This is a genomic window from Halomonas sp. AOP5-B2-8 (assembly GCF_052376475.1).
GTDB classification, from domain to species: Bacteria; Pseudomonadota; Gammaproteobacteria; order Pseudomonadales; family Halomonadaceae; genus Vreelandella; species Vreelandella casei.
The window spans coordinates 177,009-192,075 of the sequence record NZ_JBQSVS010000005.1; the positions used below are offsets into that span (position 1 = coordinate 177,009).

A 15,067-nucleotide genomic window follows, 5' to 3' on the forward strand; every position below is an offset into this window, starting at 1 on the left:
AGATTTACTTCTTCGCCAGTTCGCGCATGGCCGTTTCCAAGCCTTCCATGGTCATCGGGTACATTCGGTCGTTGATAAGCTCGCGAATAAGCTGAGTGGAGTAGGTGCTTTCCCAGGCGCGTGGCGGCATTGGATTGAGCCACGCCAAGCGTGGAAAGGTGGCGCATAAACGTTGAAGCCAAACGCCGCCCGGTTCGTCGTTAAAATGCTCAACGCTGCCGCCGCGATGAGTGATCTCATAAGGTGACATGGCAGCGTCGCCCACTACAACGACCTGATAATCAGCGCCGTAAGTGTGCAGCACGTCCATCGTCGGAATTCGTTCATTGTTGCGGCGAGACGAGTGCTGGGCGTTACGCCGCCACACCCCTTCGTACAAGCAGTTATGAAAGTAGTAGTGCTCCAGATGCTTGAACTCGGAGCGCGCCGCTGAAAACAGTTCTTCGCAAACGCGAATGTGGTCGTCCATTGAACCGCCAACGTCTAAAAACAGCAGCACTTTTACCGTGTTGTGGCGCTCTGGGCGCATCTGCACGTTAAGTAGCCCGGCATCGCGTGCGGTGGCGCGTATAGTGTTGTCAACGTCGAACTCTTCAAGCGCGCCTTGGCGGGCAAACTTGCGCAGACGGCGTAGTGCCATCTTGATATTACGTGTGCCGAGTTCAAGGGAGTCATCGTAGTCACGAAAGCGGCGCTCATCCCATACTTTAATGGCGCGGCGATGGCGCGAGCCTTCCTGGCCAATCCGGATACCTTCCGGATTATAGCCATAGGCACCAAACGGGCTGGTGCCACCGGTGCCTATCCATTTATTCCCCCCTGCATGACGCTCTTTTTGCTCCTCCAGGCGCTTTTTGAACGTTTCAATAAGCGCTTCAAGGCCGCCGAGGGATTCGATATTGGCTTTCTCTTCGTCGGTTAATTGCTTCTCAAATTCGCGCCTTAGCCAATCATCAGGAATCAATGCCTCAATGGCGGCATCCATATCTTCCAGGCCTTTAAACCATGCGCCGAACGCACGATCAAAGCGGTCAAAGTGGCGCTCGTCTTTAACCATAACGGTGCGCGCTACTTGATAGAATACGTTGATATCAGCAAATACAACGCCGCGTTCTACTACCGTGTTAAGGTCCAGCAGCTCACGTAGCGACACTGGAACGCCCGCACGTTTGAGGGTTTCAAAGAGACCAATAAACATGGCTTAGCGGCCCGCGCCTTTTTGGCGACGCATCATAAAGGCTAAGCGCTCAAGCAGATGAGTGTCCTGTTCATTTTTAACCAGCGCACCGGCCACGGGCGGCAGTGCTTTGGCCGGGTCGCGGTTATACAGCGCTTCCTGAGCAAGCTCATCCGCCATGAGCAGTTTTAGCCAATCCACCAGCTCAGAGGTTGACGGTTTTTTCTTCAAGCCAGGGGCATTGCGCAAATCGAAGAATACTTCTAACGCCTCACTGACCATTCGAGGAGCGATGTCTGGAAAGTGAACATCGACAATCGCCTGCATGGTCTCTCGGTCGGGGAAGTCAATGTAGTGGAAAAAGCAGCGGCGTAAGAAAGCATCTGGCAGCTCTTTTTCGTTATTTGACGTAATGATGATAATCGGGCGCTGCTCGGCGCGGATAGTTTCACCGGTTTCATAAACGTGAAACTCCATACGATCCAGCTCTTGAAGCAGGTCGTTGGGGAATTCGATATCCGCCTTGTCGATTTCGTCGATCAGCAGCACAACGCGCTCATTCGCCGTGAAGGCATCCCATAGTTTGCCGGGCTTGATGTAGTTGGCAACGTTCTCTACGCCTTCCACACCTAACTGGGAATCGCGCAAGCGGCTCACCGCATCGTACTCATACAAACCCTGGGCTGCTTTGGTGCTGGACTTAATGTGCCAAGTGATCAGCTTGGTGCCCAGCGACTCGGCCAGCTCTTCGGCCAGCAGCGTTTTACCGGTACCCGGCTCGCCTTTGATTAAAAGCGGGCGTTCCAACACAACAGCAGCATTGACCGCCTGCTTAAGCGCGTCGGTTGCGATATAGGTCGAAGTGGATTCAAACGCCATGAGAAGGGCCTCGGCTTGTCGAAAACGTGTTGGGAAATATTCAAACAAGTGTACGTGAGGGCAAACCCCAAGGCCATTCAGAGTGAGGTGTCTTTTATGTTCTCCTGGCTTTTATCAATGCAGCCAGTTTGGCGGCACAATCCCTTGGCGCTGCATTTGCCGATATATCGTTGGCCGTGAAACGCCTAGCGCGCGAGCCACGGCGCTAATGTTCCAGTGGTGCTTTTTAAGTAGATCTAGTAGCGGCTGCCCTGGATCTGAGCAACTGTCGGAAGATAAGTCATTAGCCTTGCGCGTAATGCGTTCGCTAAGGCATTGCTCCGGTAAATCAGCGACGGTGATTTCATCGTTTTCCGAGGTGGCCAGTGCGAAGGCCAGCGCATTTTTTAGCTGCCGAATATTACCTGGCCATGCGTAAGCCAGCAGAGCGCTAATAGCATCTGCTCTTAGGCGTGGTGACTCGCTGGCGGCCCGTTCTTTGATTACGTCTGCAAACACGCGACGAATCACGTACAGCTTGTCGGCGCGCTCGTTTAGTGAGGGCAGGCGCAGCTGCGCACCGTTCAGGCGGTAGTAGAGATCTTCACGGAATTCTCCGCGTTGAATCATCTCTTCTATATTGCGATGGGTCGCGGTAATTACCCTAATATCAACCTTCACCGGCGTGTTCGCACCTAGCGGCATGACTTCCCGTTCTGCGAGTACGCGCAGCAGACGCGTTTGCAGTGCCAGTGGCATATCGCCTATTTCGTCAAGAAACAGGGTGCCTCCGTCAGCTTGGGGAATGAGCCCGCGCATGCCTTGCGAGCGCCCTCCGGTAAATGCTCCTGGATGATAGCCAAATAGCTCACTTTCGATCAGTGCTTCAGGAATAGCGGCGCAGTTGACCGCTACAAAGGGCTTGCTGGAGCGGTGGCCGCTGTCGTGCAGCGCGCGAGCAACAACTTCTTTACCTGTCCCAGTGTCGCCACTAATAAGGACATTAACACTGACTTCATTGCGCAGCCTCTCAGCCAGTTTTTGTATTTTCCGCATGGCGGGGTCATCGGCACCCAGGCGAGCCAGTGGCTCCGGTAGCGATGATGCGGGCGGTTGCTGTGCATGCGTCGATCGAGTGCGGCGAGGTTCCAGCAGGCTAATAAAGTAAATCGTGTTGTCGGCCCTGGCGCGAAAGGCACGCAGCTGATCATCTGAGCCGCTATTGATGCTCAGCACGTCGGCGATTTCGCATTCAAATAGTTCATCCAATATAGGCGTGTGGCGCGCTGACCAAGGTGGCCACCGGTGCTGATGGCAGGCGATGAGTTCACGGCCGACGGCGTTGGCCGCTATTACCTGGCCATTTTCTTCAATGGCGATCAGGCCACGCCCGTTCACATGCACAAACTCCCGGGAGGTATCCAGGCGTACCATTAGGCAGTCGCGGTAGCGCCGGAGAAAGTAGGCATCTTCAATCATGCGGGCGTAGAGAGTTACTAACGAAAGGCTAAAGTTTTGGCTTTCATGTTGGCTAGGTGATTGCAGAGCAGAGATATCCAGCACGGCCATGACGTTACCTTGTGGATCAGTGATAGGTGCAGCGGTGCAGGTCAGCGAAATATGCGAGGCATCAAAGTGTTCCTGGCGGTGGCAGATAATCGCTTGGCGGTCATGAAGGCAGGTGCCCACGGCGCAGGTGCCAGCAAATCGCTCGTCCCAATCGGCGCCCAAGTAAAGACCCGCTTGGCGCAGTAACCTATCTTTATGGGGGTCGCCGCGAAACTCAACAGTAATACCACGATGGTCGGTGAGTAGCAGGACGTAGCCCAACTGGGAGATTTGCTGATAAAGCTGATCCACGCCAGCCCTGGCAACGTGTAGGAGTTCATCAACGGGTTCCCGGTGCTCGATAAGCGTTTGCTGAGTCACAACTCTTGCGGGGCGCGGCTGGGTAGGGTCAAGCTGGTATTCATTCAAACAGCGCAGCCAGGAGCGTCGAATTGTTGGCTGAGCCGGTAGCTGAGGCACGTCCACCCCTTCGCCGAGCAAGAATATATGCTCGATATGCTGGCGCTGTACAGAGTGTAATCGTGCAGGCAATAGCGATTGAGTTGGCATGGCGTTTTGCACCGTAAGACGCGTTATTGTCTGTCCAGCCTATGCGCTCTAGCGCAGGTGTCAACGCAGCCATCTTACGCCGTTAGTCGTGTGTTACACCTGTAACGGATGTTACGCCGAGCTGTAAACAGTGTGACAGGTGTACGCCGCCGTAAATGCTCTTTAATTTTTCAATAGCCGATTATTAATCTTTACTATTCAATTGTTTATATTTTATTTGTTCGGTTTGGCACGACGGGTGCTTAGAGTTGTGTAGGTAAAAGGCCTTTCAACAATAACAAGCGTATATGGAGTACCCGCTATGTCACAGATCCCGTCACATAAAATTGCCACAACAGCCGTCGATGCGTGGCTGAGAGATTTTGATAACGCGCTACAGGCTAACGATATACAGCACGCGCTTTCACTGTTCGGTGAAGACTGCTATTGGCGTGACTTTCTAGCCTTCACATGGAATTTAAAAACCTGCGAGGGCAAAAGCGATATTCAGGCTATGCTTTCTGCAACGTTGGCTAGCGTATGTCCTTCTGATTGGCAGCTAGAAGGCGAGGCGACCGACAGTGGTGACACTTTTGATGCGTGGTTTACCTTTAAAACAGCAGTGTCTAGCGGCAAAGGCTACCTGCGTCTTAAGCAGGGGAAGTGTTGGACGCTGCTGACCACGATGCAGGCGCTTAATGACTATCCTGAGCGTCGTAACCACCATCGCCCCAAAGGGGCTGAGCACGGCGCCAATAAAAACCGCGAAACGTGGTTAGAAGCTCGGGAGCGCGAGGAAGCTGAATTAGGCTACACCCAGCAGCCGTACTGCGTGATTATTGGCGGTGGCCAGGGGGGCATTGGCTTAGGCGCACGGCTCAAACAGATGGGTGTCCCAACTATTATTATCGAGCGTAACGAGCGCGCGGGCGATTCCTGGCGTAAACGTTATAAGTCGCTATGTCTGCACGACCCTGTCTGGTATGACCATCTTCCTTATATTCCCTTTCCCGATAGCTGGCCGATCTTTGCCCCTAAAGACAAAGTAGGTGATTGGCTGGAAATGTATACCAACGTGATGGAACTCAACTATTGGAGTTCTACCGAGTGCCAGAATGCACACTTTGACGAAGTGGCAGGTGAGTGGGTCGTGGATGTGACTCGCAACGGTGAAAAAGTGACGCTACGGCCGAAGCAGCTCGTGATGGCGACCGGAATGTCGGGCATGCCTAATGTGCCGACATTCCCAGGTGCTGAAAGCTTTGAAGGTGAGCAGCAGCACTCTAGCCAGCACTCGGGGCCGGATGCCTATAAGGGTAAAAAGTGCGTCATTATTGGGGCTAATAACTCGGCCCACGATATTGCGGCCGCGCTATGGGAACACGACGCTGATGTGACGATGTTGCAGCGATCGTCTACCCATATCGTAAAGTCGGACTCATTAATGGAAGAGGTGCTAGGGCCGCTTTATTCAGAAGAGGCCGTCGCTAACGGCATTACTCACGATAAAGCGGATCTTATTTTCGCGTCTATCCCTTATAAGGTGCTGCCGGATTTTCATCGCCCGGCCTTTGCTGCCGTTAAAAAGCGTGACGCCACGTTTTACCAAAAACTGGAAGATGCCGGCTTTATGCTCGATTTCGGTGACGATGAGTCGGGGCTCTTTTTGAAATATTTGCGCCGCGGCTCTGGCTACTACATTGATGTGGGCGCCTGTGACCTAGTGGCCAATGGTGATATCAAACTACGTAGCGGCGTGGGCATTGAACGCATTAATCCACGCTCTATCACATTGACCGATGGTAGCGAGATTACGGCTGATTTGATCGTTTATGCCACTGGGTATGGTTCGATGAACGGCTGGGCGGCCCGGCTTATCTCTCAAGAAGTGGCCGACAAGGTGGGCAAATGTTGGGGCTTAGGCTCCGATACCACGAAAGACCCCGGGCCTTGGGAAGGCGAGCTGCGCAATATGTGGAAGCCCACCCAGCAAGAAGCGCTTTGGTTTCATGGCGGCAACCTGCACCAGTCTCGACACTACTCGCATTATTTGGCGCTGCAGTTGAAAGCACGTATGGAGGGGTTGGAAACGCCTGTTTACGGGCTCCAGCCGATTCATCATAAGTCTTAATGGGAAGCCAGAAATGACGCAATCAACCATGCAGGCAGCGGTTTGGTACGCAGCAAAAGATCTACGCGTTGAGCACGTGTCGCTACCCGCTATCAGTGATTCTCACGAGGTAAAGGTTAAAGTTGCTGCGTGCGGTATCTGCGGCAGCGATTTGCACGAGTATGCGGCAGGGCCGATTTTTATTCCCGTGGGCGAGCCGCATCCTATTAGCGGTGAGCAGGCGCCGATTATTATGGGCCATGAGTTTTCCGGTGAAGTCGTCGAAATCGGTGAAAAGGTATCGCGGGTGAGTGTCGGCGATCGCGTGGCCATTGAGCCGATTCTTTCCCCCCATAAAGACGGGGCTTACTTGATGGAGCGCTACAATTTGACGCCGGAGCTGGGCTTTCACGGCCTATCCGGCGGCGGTGGCGGTTTCTCTGAGTTCACCGTAGTCGGCGAGCACATGGTGCATAAGCTGCCGGATGGCCTAAGTTTCGAGCAAGGCGCGCTGATAGAGCCCGCGGCGGTTGCGCTGCATGCGGTGCGCCAGAGCTGCCTAAAAGCGGGCGACAGTGCGGCGGTATTTGGCGCAGGTCCGATTGGGCTCATGACCATAGAAGCGCTAAAGGCTGCCGGTGCTGCTCGTGTTTATGCTGTTGAGGTGGCCCCCTCACGCAAGGCAAAAGCTGAGTCGTTAGGTGCAACGGTCATTGATCCCCAGCAGGGAGATGCCGTGGCCAAACTTCAGGCATTAAGTGGCGGCGGTGTTGACGTCGCGTTTGAGGTGACGGGAATTCCTGCCGTTTTGAATCAGGCTTTGCATAGCACTCATGAAGGCGGTGAGACGGTCGTGGTGAGTATTTGGGAAGGGGAGGCTAGCTTTCATCCCAACGACTTGGTCATCAAAGAGCGCACCATGAAGGGTATTATTGCCTATCGGCATGTTTACCCCGCCGTTATTGCGCTGATGGAGCGCGGCTATTTCCGCGCAGAAGATATGGTGACTCAGCGCATTGCGCTGGTGAATATCATCGAGGAGGGTTTTGAGGCACTGCTTAGCGATAAGTCGCAGGTGAAGATTATCGTGACCCCTTAGCGCCTGCGCTACGATGATGCATCGCACCCGACTAATGCTTTGGTCTGGTGCGGTTTTTTTGCTTCAAACATCAGCCAATGTCTTTTTATTATTTAAGATTTTGAAATATATGTTTTTTATTTTTTTTGGCATGCGAATCGCTATATATATGGCAAAGGATGATTGAACAGAGTGATGTGGCGATTAATGTGTTGCTCACCCTTCATCATCTACATCGCTAGACAATCTAGCGATACACAGAGTGAGCTGGCGTGCTCCACCTAGTCCCCTTCGGGGGACTTTTTTTATGCGTGGAAAAAACTATCAGACTTGGAATTCTTATAACAAAATTTTACATGCAATTTGGAAACACTGTTCGTATACTATATACTATACAGGAAAGCCGGATAACCGGCACCGTAATACCAAGGCGCAAGGGAACTAGCGCTGCATAGAGAGGATAAATCTAATGAGCAATATGAAACTGATTTCCGCCGCTGTAATCACTGCTAGCTTCGCACTGGCAAGCCAAGCGGCTCTCGCTTATAACGCTGGCGACGTATTTGTTCGTGGCGGCGTTGCCAAGACCAATACAGGCTCAGGTAATGGTAACGTAGCGGGTGATTCACTTAATGTGCAGAGCGAAAGCGGCTTTACTTTCGGTGCTGGTTATCTCCTTACCGATAAAGTAGGCCTGGAGCTAAACAGCTCTGAGAAATTTGAGCACGAGCTTAATACAGCATCTGCCGGTGGCGTTGGTAGCATTGACCGTCTTCCTATTAACCTGCTGGTGAATTACTACCCGATGGGTGGCTTAGATTCACGCGTTCAGCCTTATGTAGGTGCTGGTCTTAACTACACGCGCTTCTCTGGCGAGCCGAGCGGCTTCAACGTTGATGAAAGCTATGGTGTGATTGGCCAAGCAGGCGTTGATCTTGCGATCACTCAGAATATCCTGCTTAACGGCTATGTTAGCTATGCTGACGTACGTTCTGATATCAACGCAAATGGTGCTGGTCAAGTTGGCGAAATTGATATCGAGCCTGTCACTATTGGCGGCGGTGTGACTTACCGCTTCTAAGTTCTATATAGCCTGAGTTTATATAGACATAAGCTTTATGTGACTTAGGCTCTATGTGGCACCACGTGTCATATAAAGTGTTAGTAAATCATCGCCCGGCCTTGTGCCGGGCGATGTGCATTCTACACATTGATAAGACCTGCTAAACAGTAACAAGACGTTCTAAAGGGTGGCAACACGCTTTCAGGGCGTTAGATTGTCAAAACCGCTTTCCGTCACCGCCACATTATCCTCAATGCGAATACCGCCACAGGGCGAGAGTTGGTCTATCAGCGGCCAGTTAATGGGCAGTGAAGAGTTACGCAGTGGTTCAAGCAGCATGTCGATAAAATACAGGCCTGGCTCGATGGTAACTACCATGCCAGGGCGGAGCGTGCGGGTTAAGCGCAGAGCCGGGTGATTTTCCGGCGCTGGCGCGGGGGTGCCGTCGGGGTGGCGCAACCCGGCTACATCGTGCACCTGTAGACCCAGCGAATGACCTAGCCCGTGAGGGCAGAATGCTCGCGTGACGCCTTTAGCAACGGCTTGCTCGACCGTGCCTTGGAATAGCTCGTGAGCAATGAGTATTTCAGCTAAGTGATGATGCATTTGCTCGTGAAGCGCCACAAAGCTAACGCCGGGCGCTACGCCTTTAACCAACTCATCTTTTAAGCCATGCATTGCCGTGACTAGCTCGCCAAAGGCCGCTGGTGCATCGGGGCCGGCGTATGTACGGGTAATATCCGCGCAGTAACCACGAAAGCGTCTGCCTGCATCGACCAATAAGCTATAGCGTTGTTTAGGTGCTTTGAGATCGTAATGCTGGTAGTGCAGAACACCGGCATGTTGATTTAGACCAATAATGTTCTGGTAAGGGACGCTTGATTCACGCTGACGACTTGCCGCTAAGTAGGCGAGCTGAATATCCAGCTCACCTGAGGCGCCAATAAAGGCGGCCTGCGCAGCTTGATGGCCCGCTATCGCTAAGCGATTTGCTTCGCGCAGACAGGCAATTTCATACGGCGTTTTGAGTAGTCGCAGTTCATCCAGTGCATGGACGATAGTTGCTGGCTGGCATTCGGCGTTTAACGATTGCAGGGTGCTAGCGGGGAGGCGTTCAATATCACCAATAATGGCAGCTTTGCCAGCCAGTGACGGGGCAACTTTATCGCTACATAAATGAATGTCGAATTCGGCGACCCAGGGCTCTTCAGGCAGGCGCGTGGGCAGATGCCAAAAGTCAGCCGGGGCATAAAGATAAAGCTGGGGTCGTTTTTCGGGTTGAATAATCAGCCAGCTATGCTGAACGTCAGCTAGGCCCACCCAGTGCATAAAATGGCCGTAGGTTTGAAACGAGGCAGCGTGGTCATCTGCAAAATGGTCGCTAGCGTGACCGCTGTAAATGGCTAGGCTATCCAATTGATGGTCGGCTAGTAGTGTCGCGTAAGCACTTTGTAGATGTACTAAGTGTTCGCGCTGCAGTTTAAATAGAGTCGTTGACATAACAGCAGTGCCTTTTCTCAAGTAAGTTTTCTCACAGACATCATCATCAGGCGCGGGGCGGTGCGAGCTCGCTCCAGAACCCGTCAAGTTCAGCGTGGTGATGGCTTTGATGTCGATATAGGCGTAGTTCCATAGGGACATCCCAGCGGCTGTCGCCTGCTCGTACTAGGGTCCCTTGAGCAAGCTCAGACGCTACGTTGCGCTCCGGTAGCCAGCTCATGCCGTAGCCCAGCAGCACCAACTCTTTTATGCCGGCTGCGTAAAGGTTTTCACTCTGCACGGTTAAATGGGTGCTTTGTGGCAGCCTGGCCAAATGTGCTTTAACCGCAGACCCAAGCAGCCCGCGCTTAGGGTAAGCAAGCCAGGACACCGGCTGGTCGCGAGAGCCTGGCAGCAGCGCACAGGGGGCACCATCGGCATTTAACCCCGTCACTGGAATGAGTCTTTCGTGGCCAATGACTCGGTAGTTACAGGCGCTAGTATCAATATCAAGATCGCAGCGCCCAGCCGGCCAGTAGCAAATAGCAAGGTCACACTCGGCACGTGCTAGGGCTTGAAAGTAGTCGCTGGCCACCCAGCCAGTTGCCCGCAGGTAGGGCTGCACGCGATCGTGCCATCCCGTAGACGTTAGCCATTCAGGTAGAAAATGAGGCAGCAGGCTCTGCGGTGCCGCGACCATAATACGCCGCTGCTGGCCGGCATTAATTTCGCGCACACGCGCACGGGTTAGCCGCACGCGCTCGGTTACCTGCTCACACAGGGTTAAAAACTCGTCCCCGGCGGGAGTGAGCGAAAGCGGCAGCGTTTGACGGTTAATCAGCGTTACGCCCATCTCCTCCTCAAGTAATTTAATACGACGGGAAAAGGTAGGTTGCGTAACGTGCTGATCATCTGCTGCGCGTGAGAAGTGCCGAGTTCTGGCCAGGGCAATAAAATCTTCTAGCCAGCGAATTTCCATGTTTTACCTCTCCATGCCTTTCTTCGCTGGATGTATGCCGCCCATTTCATAGGCGGCCCTCTTCAACAGCGTGGCACGCTACGCGCGTTCCGTCATCCTGGGTTTGCAATAGGGGGATTTCTTGCTTACAGCGCGCGTTAACATACGGGCAGCGGCCATGAAATACGCATCCGCTGGGTAGGTTCACCGGGGTGGGCACTTCACCTGTTAGGCGAATATGCTGTGGGCGATCATCTTTCAGGCGTGGAATCGCTGAAAGTAGCGCCTGGGTGTAGGGGTGACGTGGCTTTTCAAACAGCGTCGCCGTGGTGGCAATCTCGCAGACCGTGCCTAGGTACATCACCGCCACACGGGTACCAAAGTGCTCGACGACCGCAAGGTCGTGGGTAATGAAGAGATAGGTGAGATTGCGCTCTTGCTGAGCTTCCATCAGCAGGTTAAGTACCTGGGCCTGGATGGAAACGTCGAGTGCGGAAATAGGCTCATCGGCAACGATAAACTCAGGGTCAACGGCCAAGGCGCGCGCAATCGCGATACGCTGGCGCTGACCTCCGGAGAACTCGTGCCCAAAGCGTTTACCCCAGTCAGGATCAATGCCCACTGAACGCATCACCTGCTCGACCTTATCGAGAATCTGTTGACGCTTCCAGTCAGGATGATGCAGGCGCAGCGGTTCTTCCAGCGTTTGCTGAATCGTCATGCGCGGATTCAGCGACGCGTAGGGGTTCTGGAAAATCATCTGCATGCGCTTGCGATATGGCAATAGCTGACGCGAGCTTAGATTGTCGATACGCTGGCTGTCGTAGAAAATTTCACCTTCTGACGGTGTTAATAGCCCCATGACCGTCCGAGCGACGGTGGATTTTCCGCAGCCTGACTCGCCCACGACACAGAGCGCTTCGCCGCGCTTGATATCCAGATTAACGCCGTTGATGGCATGCACATATTCTTGGTGGCGAACCAGCTTGCCGCCTTTAAAGCGCAGCTGTTCTAGAAAATCGCCGGAGAGCGAAAAACGCTTTTTGAGATTGCGGATCTGGAGCAGCGAATCAGCGCTCTGTTCGTTCTGACGCGGGGTAGGCATCGTGGTCGGATTATCCGCTATAGCCTCAGGCTGTGAACTCATGAGGTTTCCTCCTTCAAGCGGCGGTCTTCAAGCATTTCAGCCACCATATGACATGCAACACGACAGTTGCCTGATTCGACAAATTCAGGCACTTGCTGCGTACAGGCCGGGCGAGGTTGGCCATCGACGCGATTGATAAAATCGCAACGCGGATGAAACGCGCAGCCGCTGGGAAGGTTAGAAAGCGACGGCATGCTGCCACGAATCTGATTGAGCCTTTCGCCGGGCGTGGCCATCTGCGGTAGGGCGTTGATTAAGCCTTGCGTATACGGGTGCTGCGGATCATTGATAATTTCCCGCGTTGGCCCTTGCTCGATCACTCGACCAGCGTACATAACCAGCATGCGCTGGGTGACCTGGCTGACCACGCCAAGGTCGTGGGTGATCAGGATAAGCCCCACGTTATGCTGTTCGCAGAGTTCCAGCAGCAGGGCCATGATCTCAGCTTGTATCGTCACATCAAGGGCCGTGGTCGGCTCATCGGCGATGATAATGTCTGGATCAAGCAGCAGCGCAATCGCAATAATAATACGCTGGCGCATGCCACCTGAAAGCTCATGGGGGTACTGATCTAAACGCGTTTCCGGCGAGGGGATTTGCACCTGACGCAGTTTGTCGAGGGCAATCGCGCGGGCATCTTTGGACGAAATGCGGCGGTGGGCTTTCAAGCACTCGATCATCTGCTCGCCAATAGCCAGCACGGGATTGAGCGTCATCATTGGGTCTTGAAAAATCATCGAAATGCGGTTGCCGCGGACCTTGCGCAGGCCGCGTTCAGACATGCGATTAAGCACTTGGCCGTCAAAGTTAATAGTACCGCCCGCAATAAAGCCCGGCTTAGCAATCAAGTTGAGCAGCGAAAACGCAGCGACCGACTTGCCCGCGCCAGATTCACCGACAATGCCCAAGCGCTCGCCGCGCTCAAGGCTAAAATTAATGTCTCGTAAGGCGTGTACTTCACCTTGGCGAAGTGCGAAGCGGACATCGAGGTTGTTGACTTCAAGTAGTGCCATGGTGTCCTCAGCCTTTGTAGAGTCGTGGGTTCATGACATCGCGCAGCCAATCGCCGAGTAGATTGATCGACAGCACCAGTACAACGAGTACCAGGCCCGGAATCAGGGTGATCCACCAGGAGCCCGATTGAATATAGTCAAAGCCAGATTTGATTAGTGATCCTAGCGATGGATGCGTTTCCGGCATTCCCAGCCCCAAAAACGACAGTGCCGCTTCAGAGATAATCGCGTTGGCAATCTGCACTGTTGAGATAACAAAGATAGGCGACATGGTATTGGGCAGCACATGGCGAAACATAATCCGCTTGCTGCGCAGACCCATGACGCGGGCGGCGTCAACATACTCTTTGTTTTTCTCAGCCAGTACAGAGGCGCGCACGGTGCGGGCATACTGTGGCCACTCAGCTAGGCCGATAATTAGAATCAGCATCATCACTGCATATTGGCTATAGAAAGCGCTTCCCATCGTCGCTTTGACTACGGCACCTACCACGATGGCGACCATTAGGGTTGAAAACGATAGCTGAATGTCGGCAAGGCGCATCAGAAGAGTATCAACTCGCCCGCCAAGGTAGCCCGCCATCAAGCCAAAGGTGATACCAATCAGGGCTTGCAGAATCACAGCGCCAAAGCCGATCAGTAGAGAGACGCGTGTGCCGTAAAGCACAATCGACCATAGATCACGCCCTTGGGCATCGGAGCCCAGTGCAAAACGGTCGTCTGCGCCGTCAATCCAGAAGGGCGGCATTTCTGAAGCCATGATGTCGATCTGAGCCAGGTTATAAGGATCAGTCGGCGCCAATAGGGGCGCAGCAAAGGCGGCAACCACCATGCAGATAAACACTGCTAGGCATAGCTGGGCAGTGCGGTCGCGTTTAAAGCTGTACCATAAATAAGAATCGCGTAGACGTTCCCAACGGCCGGGGGGGGAGGACTTAGTCGGTGATGACTTAGTCGGTGATGATTTAGCCGGTGATGATTTAGTGGTCATTGTCATGCGGGCTTCCCTGTCAGTTTAACAGTGGGATTCACGAAGCCGTAAATCAAGTCCACGATGGTGTTGGTGATCACGAATATGACGCCGACAATCATCAGGTAGGTCACAATCAGCGGAATATCGGCACGATTGATAGCGTCTAAAAACATCAGACCCATGCCCGGCCATTGGAAAACGGTCTCTGTCAGAATGGTATAAGCCACCATGGTGCCGATTTGCACGCCGCCGACGGTAATAACGGGCAGCATGGTGTTCTTCAGCGCATGGACGAAGTAGACGCGGCGCATAGAAATGCCTTTAGCTCGCGCATACTTGACGTACTCTGACTGGAGTACTTCCATCATTTCAGCGCGGATCAAACGAATGAACAACGGCAGCATGATGGAGGCCAGTGAAACGGCGGGTAATACCAAATGCTGCAGGCCATTCCAGGTGGCTAAGTTGGTATCCCAGTTGCCTACGACATTGACAAGATCATAGCCGCGGCCAAAGGAGGGCATGTTGCCTTTAGTAGAAAAGAAGCTGTTGAGCCATGCGCCCCAGCCCGTGCTTTCTGGAAACACGGTGACGGTCACGCCAATGGCAAAAATCTGAATAAGGACGATCGCGGTTAGGAACACCGGTATCGAAATGCCGATAATAGAGACGCCCATGAATAGGCGTGAAATCGGTGAGCGGGGCTTAATCGCGCTGTACACGCCAATGGGCACTGAGAACAGCATGATAATCAGCGTGGCTGCAAACACCAGCTCTAACGTGGCCGGTAAGTGGCGGCCAATGACCTGCAGCGCAGGTTCACGATAAAAGTACGAGTCGCCAAAATCGCCTTGTACCGCGTTTTTGGCGAACCGCACATACTGCACTACGAAGGAATCGTTGAGGCCTAAGCGCTCGCGAAGAGCCTCTCGCTCGCTTTCAGGTACCGACTGGCCCACCATTTGCTGTACGGGGTCACCCAGGTTGTCCTGGATGGCGAAGGCCAGCACGCTGATGACGAACATCACCAAAATCGCGTGCATCAGCCGCTTGATTAGAAAGGCAATCATGGCGTACGCCACCTATATAATGGGTTCAACAAAGGGAGTTGGGA

12 protein-coding genes are annotated in these 15,067 nt (G+C 53.4%); 3 read left to right on the top strand and 9 right to left on the bottom strand.

Annotation, left to right across the window (positions count from 1 at the left end; all coding sequences use genetic code 11):
- Window positions 1-4: 4 nt before the first annotated feature.
- The 3 genes from ACT3RP_RS13455 to ACT3RP_RS13465 all read right to left on the bottom strand — a co-directional run bounded on the left by ACT3RP_RS13455 (window position 5) and on the right by ACT3RP_RS13465 (window position 4,153).
- On the bottom strand, window positions 5-1,198 hold the full coding sequence (locus ACT3RP_RS13455) for a vWA domain-containing protein (protein WP_444672433.1): 1,194 nt from the start codon (window positions 1,196-1,198) through the stop codon (window positions 5-7).
- A 3-nt stretch (window positions 1,199-1,201) separates the two neighbouring features.
- Entirely contained in the window at window positions 1,202-2,056 is an 855-nt protein-coding gene (locus ACT3RP_RS13460; RefSeq protein WP_483393978.1) for an AAA family ATPase, read from the bottom strand.
- Between the two features lie 114 nt (window positions 2,057-2,170).
- Window positions 2,171-4,153 carry a sigma-54-dependent Fis family transcriptional regulator gene (locus ACT3RP_RS13465; protein WP_483393979.1) on the bottom strand — a complete coding sequence of 661 codons (1,983 nt, stop codon included), beginning with the start codon at window positions 4,151-4,153 and terminating at the stop codon, window positions 2,171-2,173.
- 301 nt (window positions 4,154-4,454) lie between these two features.
- On the opposite strand from ACT3RP_RS13465, the gene ACT3RP_RS13470 reads away from it, so the two are divergent.
- The 3 genes from ACT3RP_RS13470 to ACT3RP_RS13480 all read left to right on the top strand — a co-directional run bounded on the left by ACT3RP_RS13470 (window position 4,455) and on the right by ACT3RP_RS13480 (window position 8,401).
- Window positions 4,455-6,263 (top strand): NAD(P)-binding domain-containing protein, encoded by a 1,809-nt coding sequence (locus ACT3RP_RS13470; RefSeq protein WP_444625630.1) that lies wholly within the window; start codon window positions 4,455-4,457, stop codon window positions 6,261-6,263.
- Between the two features lie 13 nt (window positions 6,264-6,276).
- Window positions 6,277-7,341 (top strand): 2,3-butanediol dehydrogenase, encoded by a 1,065-nt coding sequence (locus ACT3RP_RS13475; protein ID WP_483393980.1) that lies wholly within the window; start codon window positions 6,277-6,279, stop codon window positions 7,339-7,341.
- 448 nt (window positions 7,342-7,789) lie between these two features.
- Window positions 7,790-8,401, top strand: coding sequence for an OmpW/AlkL family protein (locus ACT3RP_RS13480; RefSeq protein ID WP_176483388.1), 612 nt, complete (start codon window positions 7,790-7,792; stop codon window positions 8,399-8,401).
- Window positions 8,402-8,584: 183 nt separating this feature from the next.
- Here ACT3RP_RS13480 and pepQ read toward each other — a convergent pair whose 3' ends face one another.
- From pepQ to ACT3RP_RS13510, 6 genes are read right to left on the bottom strand one after another with little or no spacing between them, the layout of a single operon-like run.
- Entirely contained in the window at window positions 8,585-9,883 is a 1,299-nt protein-coding gene (gene pepQ, locus ACT3RP_RS13485) for a Xaa-Pro dipeptidase (RefSeq protein WP_441684795.1), read from the bottom strand.
- A 46-nt stretch (window positions 9,884-9,929) separates the two neighbouring features.
- Window positions 9,930-10,841: a LysR family transcriptional regulator gene (locus tag ACT3RP_RS13490; RefSeq protein ID WP_441684793.1), complete on the bottom strand. Its 912-nt coding sequence runs from the start codon at window positions 10,839-10,841 to the stop codon at window positions 9,930-9,932.
- A 46-nt stretch (window positions 10,842-10,887) separates the two neighbouring features.
- Window positions 10,888-11,925: an ABC transporter ATP-binding protein gene (locus tag ACT3RP_RS13495; protein WP_483394035.1), complete on the bottom strand. Its 1,038-nt coding sequence runs from the start codon at window positions 11,923-11,925 to the stop codon at window positions 10,888-10,890.
- A gap of 38 nt (window positions 11,926-11,963) precedes the next feature.
- On the bottom strand, window positions 11,964-12,980 hold the full coding sequence (locus ACT3RP_RS13500) for an ABC transporter ATP-binding protein (protein WP_483393981.1): 1,017 nt from the start codon (window positions 12,978-12,980) through the stop codon (window positions 11,964-11,966).
- A gap of 7 nt (window positions 12,981-12,987) precedes the next feature.
- Entirely contained in the window at window positions 12,988-13,977 is a 990-nt protein-coding gene (locus ACT3RP_RS13505; RefSeq protein WP_096279554.1) for an ABC transporter permease, read from the bottom strand.
- A complete protein-coding gene (locus tag ACT3RP_RS13510) occupies window positions 13,974-15,023 on the bottom strand; it encodes an ABC transporter permease (RefSeq protein ID WP_441684791.1) in 1,050 nt (349 codons plus the stop codon). The genes ACT3RP_RS13505 and ACT3RP_RS13510 overlap by 4 nt, the downstream gene beginning before the upstream one ends.
- Window positions 15,024-15,067 lie beyond the last annotated feature (44 nt).

Excerpts from the sequence above, each read along its gene's own strand:
- ACT3RP_RS13455 (WP_444672433.1), bottom strand. The coding sequence starts at position 1,198 with ATGTTTATTGGTCTCTTTGAAACCCTCAAACGTGCGGGCGTTCCAGTG.
- ACT3RP_RS13460 (WP_483393978.1), bottom strand. The coding sequence starts at position 2,056 with ATGGCGTTTGAATCCACTTCGACCTATATCGCAACCGACGCGCTTAAG.
- ACT3RP_RS13465 (WP_483393979.1), bottom strand. The coding sequence starts at position 4,153 with ATGCCAACTCAATCGCTATTGCCTGCACGATTACACTCTGTACAGCGC.
- ACT3RP_RS13470 (WP_444625630.1), top strand. The coding sequence starts at position 4,455 with ATGTCACAGATCCCGTCACATAAAATTGCCACAACAGCCGTCGATGCG.
- ACT3RP_RS13475 (WP_483393980.1), top strand. The coding sequence starts at position 6,277 with ATGACGCAATCAACCATGCAGGCAGCGGTTTGGTACGCAGCAAAAGAT.
- ACT3RP_RS13480 (WP_176483388.1), top strand. The coding sequence starts at position 7,790 with ATGAGCAATATGAAACTGATTTCCGCCGCTGTAATCACTGCTAGCTTC.
- pepQ (WP_441684795.1), bottom strand. The coding sequence starts at position 9,883 with ATGTCAACGACTCTATTTAAACTGCAGCGCGAACACTTAGTACATCTA.
- ACT3RP_RS13490 (WP_441684793.1), bottom strand. The coding sequence starts at position 10,841 with ATGGAAATTCGCTGGCTAGAAGATTTTATTGCCCTGGCCAGAACTCGG.
- ACT3RP_RS13495 (WP_483394035.1), bottom strand. The coding sequence starts at position 11,925 with ATGCCTACCCCGCGTCAGAACGAACAGAGCGCTGATTCGCTGCTCCAG.
- ACT3RP_RS13500 (WP_483393981.1), bottom strand. The coding sequence starts at position 12,980 with ATGGCACTACTTGAAGTCAACAACCTCGATGTCCGCTTCGCACTTCGC.
- ACT3RP_RS13505 (WP_096279554.1), bottom strand. The coding sequence starts at position 13,977 with ATGACAATGACCACTAAATCATCACCGGCTAAATCATCACCGACTAAG.
- ACT3RP_RS13510 (WP_441684791.1), bottom strand. The coding sequence starts at position 15,023 with ATGATTGCCTTTCTAATCAAGCGGCTGATGCACGCGATTTTGGTGATG.